The organism is Bacteroidota bacterium (genome assembly GCA_039111535.1).
Lineage (GTDB): Bacteria > Bacteroidota > Rhodothermia > Rhodothermales > JAHQVL01 > JBCCIM01.
Window position 1 is genome coordinate 1 of record JBCCIM010000263.1, and the last position, 7,031, is coordinate 7,031.

General features: G+C 50.0%; 4 protein-coding genes. 2 read left to right on the forward strand and 2 right to left on the reverse strand.

All coding sequences use genetic code 11. From position 1 onward, the window contains the following. A partial coding sequence (locus AAF564_24850) for a hypothetical protein (GenBank protein ID MEM8488798.1) occupies nucleotides 1-1,928 on the reverse strand: 1,928 nt, incomplete at its 3' end. Between the two features lie 472 nt (nucleotides 1,929-2,400). Between AAF564_24850 and AAF564_24855 the strand changes: the two genes are divergently transcribed. Continuing rightward, nucleotides 2,401-3,348 (forward strand): hypothetical protein, encoded by a 948-nt coding sequence (locus AAF564_24855; protein MEM8488799.1) that lies wholly within the window; start codon nucleotides 2,401-2,403, stop codon nucleotides 3,346-3,348. 168 nt (nucleotides 3,349-3,516) lie between these two features. Here AAF564_24855 and AAF564_24860 read toward each other — a convergent pair whose 3' ends face one another. After that, the gene (locus AAF564_24860; GenBank protein ID MEM8488800.1) at nucleotides 3,517-5,154 is read right to left on the reverse strand and encodes a hypothetical protein; all 1,638 of its coding nucleotides are present in this window, start codon (nucleotides 5,152-5,154) and stop codon (nucleotides 3,517-3,519) included. A 414-nt stretch (nucleotides 5,155-5,568) separates the two neighbouring features. Between AAF564_24860 and AAF564_24865 the strand changes: the two genes are divergently transcribed. Continuing rightward, a complete protein-coding gene (locus tag AAF564_24865) occupies nucleotides 5,569-6,753 on the forward strand; it encodes a fasciclin domain-containing protein (protein ID MEM8488801.1) in 1,185 nt (394 codons plus the stop codon). Nucleotides 6,754-7,031: the final 278 nt, after the last annotated feature.

The following is a 7,031-nucleotide window of genomic DNA, read 5'->3' on the forward strand; positions in this document are numbered from 1 at the left end:
CGGGCGAGCTGTTGTGCCATGAACGTTTTGCCCGTACCCGATGGCCCGTAAAAAATGATTTGTCGCTTGCGTTCCAGGGTATTAAGCCACTGTTGCAAGGTAGAAATTTCAAAACCCGTTTCTTTGGAGCAATCCTCGAGGGAATAAGAACTGTTAACCGTTGAGTCTACCGGCTCAAGGATTGCCTTTATGGTTTCAGAAGCCCGCTCTCGTTCCTCATTCCTCCTGTAATCCGATTCGTACGGAGGTGCGGCAGTGATTGGCTGCGCTTCAATAGGTTCAGGGGCCTGCGCCGTGGCGCTGCCGTTGGTATGTGCGGGCGCTCCTGGTTCGCTGTTTTTTGCCGATGTTGTCCGTCCGTTTTCCTGTCGCCAATGTACAAAAATATCAAACAGGTCTGTATCGTGAACGCTTGGAATAGCGTCGGTCTGGGTTTCATTGCGCAAGTGCCTGATGAAGTTCAGCCCAGTTTGGTTAAGTTCGGGCAGCACCGTCAGGTTGGTTGAATTGCCCGCTCCACCATATGCCTGTAGCATTTCGATTGCTTCCTGATGGAGCAGCATATACTGCGTAGGCTTAAGCGCGTGCAAAATTGGCGTGATAGAGCTTATGTCCATCAAAGAAAGCGAATCGAGCCGCGCCAGCGCCTCTGAAGAGCGGTCAAGTGCGTTCGATTTATACACGCAATGCCGGGTAAACTCCAGTAAAACCTGGCCTACTTGCTCCCGCACGTCTTGCTGGCTACTAAATTGTATTTCCAGTCGTTCAAGAAGCCGTTCTGCTGCTTCATGAATCGGGTGTATCCAGGCGCCTTTGCTTTGGTTTTCGGGCGTGTCGGCATGTGGTAACAGGTGTAGGAAAACCCGGTCGGTGACCGTTTCGCCAAGTTCGTGTTCTGCAATCAGGTGGGCAAAGTTTTGCTCTGCTTGTTCACGTGCCTTGGCATAGGCCGCGGCGCGGGCAACCCCTGCCGGCGATACCATGTACTCGGTAATAAATTTTTTGAATTGATCTGGCAATAGACTGCCCTCGCCTGAACTGTCGGTTGCTTGTAATGCAGCGGGGAAAGTAGCGCCTTCGGGGGGGAGGTTTATTTCCGTATGGGATTCATCGCTTACATCAGAAATATGCAGCATGGTTGCGTCTGATTCATAAGAACCCGATTGGGGCCAACTGCCATCGCCTACGTCAGCAGTTGCGCGAAACGGATCTTCAAAAACAGCCTGTTCTGCTTGTTCGATGTCATCAAGCCCGTTCAGCGCATGGTGTGCAGGGTCGCTCATGGCGCTGCATACCTGAATGGCACTCTGGATGTCGATCATGTCCTGCGGCCTGTAGGATGCCATTGCATACTTGAGGCTGTGTGCAAATTCGCGTATAGCTGAGTAAGTATCAGGTGTAGGCTTGCCGAGCGTTGGGGAGAGTCCGATGTATTTCAAAAACCACTCTGTTGGTTTTGGTAATACCAGAAACTCTGTGCCCGGGTAGCAGAATTGCAGCAGGTAGGTTGGAAAGGACCAGGTATTTGGTAATTCGTGGGCTTCGATATAGTCGAGATACGAAGCGAGGCGCTCTACAACCGGCTCGGTGCCATGCAGCAAGTGGTAAACTTGCGCGCAAAAGACGGGCTTGTCGAGCGTTGGTACGTAGAGAATTTCGAGGTCGCCGTTACTTGCATCGGTACTTTTGAGCAGTTTGTTGGCTTTTCCAACGCGCTCCAGGCGTTCAATAAAAGCTTCAGTGTCACGTGTAACCAGCAACTGGGCCAGTTTGCTTTCACTCAGCAAGGAAACGGCTTTCTTAACGGCGGAGCGTTTGTAGTTGATCTGATCGCGCCGGAATGCCTGGTGATCAAAGCCATCCCAATCTACATACTTTTTTTTAAGCAGATTGATGACGTGCGTTTTTTGTTCTGCAGTAATACTCATTGATCCCAGGGAAAATGAATTGGGGGACACCTGAAGCTATTTAAGACTCGTTACAGCGCCGGCAAGGCTGCGAACTTGCTGGAGGCACAGTTGCCGATAAATAGCCGGCATCAATTCGCCAGATCTGAATAAAATACGCGAAATAACGATAAGTTTTGATGGCAGCACATTACACAGACTGCTGGCATCTGGCTGACAGTGTTTTATATGCGCCAAAAAAAGAAAGGGCAGCTTGCAGTGCTATGCAAACTGCCCACCAAAAGCAGAGGTTTCAGGTCTGTGCCGCCTGACTTGAAAAACGCGTCTTTCTCAACAGTTTACCCGAGGAGAATGCCATGCTATTAGTAGATGCGTTGCGTTCATCAATTGAAAAGTGAAAACTTGCCGGCTCTTTGCGTGAACCAAAAAAATGCTAAACGCGGTGATAAGCTTAGACCGCAGTTAGAAGCTATTATAACAAGCAAGTTTAGTTATGCACTATTTCTCCCGATTTATTTCTCTCTTTGTTGCAAGTTTATTTTTCGTGTCTACCGGATGCACGCCAGGTGGCGCCGGCCCGGAGCAGGCCATTGCTGATACTGAAATCAATGCCGGCCCGGCTGTCAATGCAGATTCTCTCGCACGGGCACAGGTGATTGCTGATTCCCTCGCAGAAATAGAAAACATCGCAACAGCGGATGTCTATTATGCCCAGTGCGGCAATCAGGTTGTATCTATGGCCGATATTCTCGTCCCTATAGCCAGCAGCTTGCAAGCACAAGGTATTCCATATACGCGTTCTCAGGAGCCTATTGATGAATGGCGGGATTGCTCAGGGAATTTTCTACGGCTATCGAGCTATGTGGCGTCTCGGTGTTCAGACAACAGCGATGCCCTTGCTGCACCCGCTGGCATCAAGGACTATGTGCCGGGTGGTAATAACGAGGCACCGCATAACACGGGCCCACGTTCTAGCCGTGGGCTGGGGCAATGGTACCATGATCAAGCGCGTTTTATACCAATTTACTATGATGATGTCGCTGACATACATGTAGCGCCACAAGATTTGATTGACCATAGAAACCTTATCAAGCCGGGTGCTGTGCTCTGGTTCTCCCGACAAAAACCTTTAAGCACAAATGGCCTTGAAGATTTATGGGTGCGGAATGACGCCCGGACCCATATCAACCATATGGGCACAGTCACTGAAGTCACGAGAGATGAAGCCGGCAATGTAGTTGAATACAAAATGTATCATGGGCATGGTCGTGACGGGAATCATGCTTCGATCACTGCATCCCATTTCTGGGATTGGCCAGCGCATTACACACATAAGAATGGCACAAGAACTAAATTCTACCCACCCTTGGGATTCTGGGATCAATATCTCGTAGGGATTGGCACATTGCTGCCTACAGAAGCACCGCCGGCTGAAGTCTAGTAGCCACAATGGTTAGCGGGCGAACCAAAAGTTACGTATGATGCCGATTTTCTGGTGTCGCTTTTGCACAAATTAGAAAAGGGTTGAAATAGCAGGATTGCCAGATCCGTCTATTTCAACCCTTTTTAGTATGGTCCAGCAGACACTGAGCCAAAGGATGAAGTCATGTTAAGGCTGGCCGTACGGGATTTTGTCGTCTCCCCGGTTTAGCGCATCGCGTAGCCTGTTGATACCGTCAAAGTCAAATCCGAGGGAGATGGAAGGCGCTGCTTTGAACTCGGATGTATTGTCGCTTGCGAGGAAGCTTGGCTGACGGAAGAAAACTGCGCCGACTTGCAGGGTAATGTGTTTTGTGATATCAAAGCCACCACCAACAAGCGGGTATAGGCCGGCAGTTACACCTTTAAGCGGCTCGCCTTCAAATTCAAGCCTGCGCTTGATAAGCACACCAGTTACAAGAGAAAGGCGCGAAAAGAGCTCGCGTCCGAAGTACGGCTTAGGCAGCTTCTTGTCGACTGCAAACGGGTAGAACTTCAACGAGAATACTGCAAAAGATTCTGCATCGTTGATGTCAAACTCAGAGAACTGACGCGGTGTGAGGTTAAGTGCCGCTGTACCCAGGCCAATGGATGTGCCAATTCTCACACGATCTGATGTAGCATGGGCGTCATCCCATTTCATTGCGTTGATGCGTGTGTTGGCAACTGGTGTGTACAGGTCAGACATCATTTCACCCAACTGTGCCAGCATCCGTGAGCGAACAGCGCCGTAGTCGTCTAACTGCAACGAAGATTCTTTTACGTACTCATAGGCGCGGTCAACAATTTCGTTGAGCATCTCACACTGGTCGGAATCCCAGTTTGTATCGGTGCGGCAGGCGCGGCCCGTAGCATACAGGCGGGCGATGACGTCTTCAGAAGGAATATCGTTGGATGCCATGGAGTTGCGCAAAACGTCCGCGTCCCCATATTCGAGGAAACCATAGCTCCGCTGTTCTTCTTCTTTCAGGCTGCCGTGCAGGCTGGTGAAGACATTGTTGTCGAGCAACTGTCGGTTGGCATCTTCCATTTCGTCGAGCATCGACGTGCGCCGGCTGCTGCGCACTTCTTTTAGCACAACATCTGCAATGTCACTGAGGACCATTGAGTCGAAGTCAACAACAGGGACCCTGGTTTCTTCTTCTTCGACAATCTGGCAAGATCCGTCTGTCAGGTTGCGAAGCAGGATTACGTCGTCGTTGTCAAAGATACCTTCCAGCTCTTTTTCAATGTTGGATATAAAGATATCGCGCACAGCCTGCTGGCGGACGTACGGGTACGTTTCATTGGCGAGGCGGACGGTCTCTTCGTAAGCCCGGTCGAGGGATGGGGCAAGGATGTTGACATCGAATCCACCGTAAAAATCAAGTTTTACATCGTAATGCCGGCCAATTTCTAGCGGGTCGAAGACCAACCGGAATACATCAGTATAGACATCAGGCGGATTGGTCCAGCAGGCGTTCTGCTTGCTCTTTCTTCCACTGGGATCAATTTCCCCAACGACAGCGCGGATTTCGTTTTCAAGTTTGAGGGTTGTCCCCTGGATGGCCCAACGCCGTCCGTATGGGATCCACTGCGCCTTTACAACGCCAGCAGAGTAATTGATGATATGGACCAGGCGGGCGTCTACCGGCATGGCTTGGGCATGGGCCTGTCGGGGTTTCAGGCTGCCAGCAATCAACAAAGTACAAACAAGAAATGCCGACCCAAGGAGTGTCCTTAATGGCCGCTTGCCGAACATGATCGCGCTCATTCTTCGCGTGCTCATAGCTTTACTCGTACTTTTTACGAGAGATGGTTGTTGATGAAGAGTGCCAAGTTAAAGTATTACTTTAAGAAAATCTACATGAAAGTCAATATTTTCAATAGTTTTTGCAAAATTTTAGGATACAGTTTAAGCGGCTTTTAGCGGATTTCTGCCCGGTGTGAACACCATCATATTCTATTGCTTATGGCCAGATTGCCGCCGATATCCAAAAAATATCGGCATTCTTTTTCTTTTTAAAGGCAAGGAGCGCTCCTTTCGTGTTTCACTTCGCAGTTACAACTCGTCTGGGCAGAATGGCTGTTTATCCCGCAGAATAGCCGCTTGTCGCAAAAGCATATCGCTGGCTGTTGAATTCCGTTACCCTAAGCTGACCAATGTGTCTTTCCGAAATCTGGAATTCAAACAGTAAGAACGATGAAAAAAGTAACTTTATCCCTCTATGGACTCGCGTTTATGTTACTCATAAGCCTTTCACCTGCTACGGCCCTGGCCCAGCATCGGTCAGATATTGTTGAAACGGCGGTAGCCGCCGGTACCTTTAATACACTGGCTGCAGCGCTTGGTGAAGCTGATCTTGTTAAAACCCTCAAAGGCAAAGGCCCATTTACCGTATTTGCACCAACGGATGAAGCATTTGCCAAATTGCCTAAAGGCACGGTGGAGTCGTTGCTCAAGCCCGAGAATCGTGACCAATTGGTGAGCATCCTCACGTATCATGTTGTTAAAGATCGCGTACGGGCAGAGGAAGTGGCTGGACTCCGGAGTGCCGGTACGGTAAACGGTCAGCGCGTCGAAATTGCTATTGAAGACGGTCAGCTATTCCTCGACAATGCGCGGGTCACAGCAACGGATATTCGTGCAAGCAATGGCATTATCCATGTTATAGACGAAGTGCTGATTCCTGAGACCAAGCTGATTCCTGAAGTTGCGAAGGGGGCCAAGGTGTTCGAAACCCTGCTTGCTGCTGTAAAAACAGCCGGCCTGGCAGATGCACTTTCTGGTGCGGGTCCGTTTACCGTATTTGCGCCAACAGACGATGCTTTTGCCAAACTTCCAGCTGGTACGGTGGAGGCGTTGCTTAAGCCTGAGAACCGCGATCAATTGGTCGATATCCTGAAGTATCATGTGGTTGAAGGCCGTCTTTATGCTGATGATTTCTTTCGGCGCGGCCGTGTAAATACGCTCCTAGATGAGCGCGTACAGGTGAAATATGGCGATAATGCTTTTCGGGTGAACAACGCCAACGTCATTTCTACTGATATCGAAGCCGGCAATGGCGTCATTCACGTGATTGATGCTGTACTCCTGCCGAACACGGGCGCGTCAGCTTCTTCTGAAGCTACTGATATCATCCGATTGGCTATTGAAAGAGGTGTGCCCCTTTTTAACCAGGGTCAGAAAGCGGCCTGTGCAGCAATCTACGAAGTGGCTGCAACATCTGTGCTTGCATTGCCTTCGGTACCGCGTGAAGCCAAGCGTCCGTTGACGGCAGCTTTGCGAGAAATTCGGTCTACACACAGCAGCAGCCGGCAGGCGTGGATTCTTCGCGAGGCACTGGATAGCAGCCTGGCTCGACTCGATGAGATGATGACCAACTAAGGCGTTTTTCAATTAGTGTATCTATCTCGACTGTTGTGTAGTACAATTTTTAGTGAGGAGTGAGGAGTGAGGAGTGAGGAGAATGTCTCGTCCTGCTATAGGTTTACAGCAAAGCAAGTAAACCATGGAAAAGCGAGTAATAAAGCGCTATGACGATGATAATCCGCCTATGACCCACACCATCCCTTATTTCCCAAAACACCGACACCCCAATGCTCCTATTGGCTGTCCTGTTCCAGGGTGTCCGGGCCACACTAAAACGTGGCATGGCATGCCCC

Coding starts and splice junctions, on each gene's coding strand:
- AAF564_24865 (MEM8488801.1), top strand. CDS start 5,569: ATGAAAAAAGTAACTTTATCCCTCTATGGACTCGCGTTTATGTTACTC.
- AAF564_24855 (MEM8488799.1), top strand. CDS start 2,401: ATGCACTATTTCTCCCGATTTATTTCTCTCTTTGTTGCAAGTTTATTT.
- AAF564_24860 (MEM8488800.1), bottom strand. CDS start 5,154: ATGAGCACGCGAAGAATGAGCGCGATCATGTTCGGCAAGCGGCCATTA.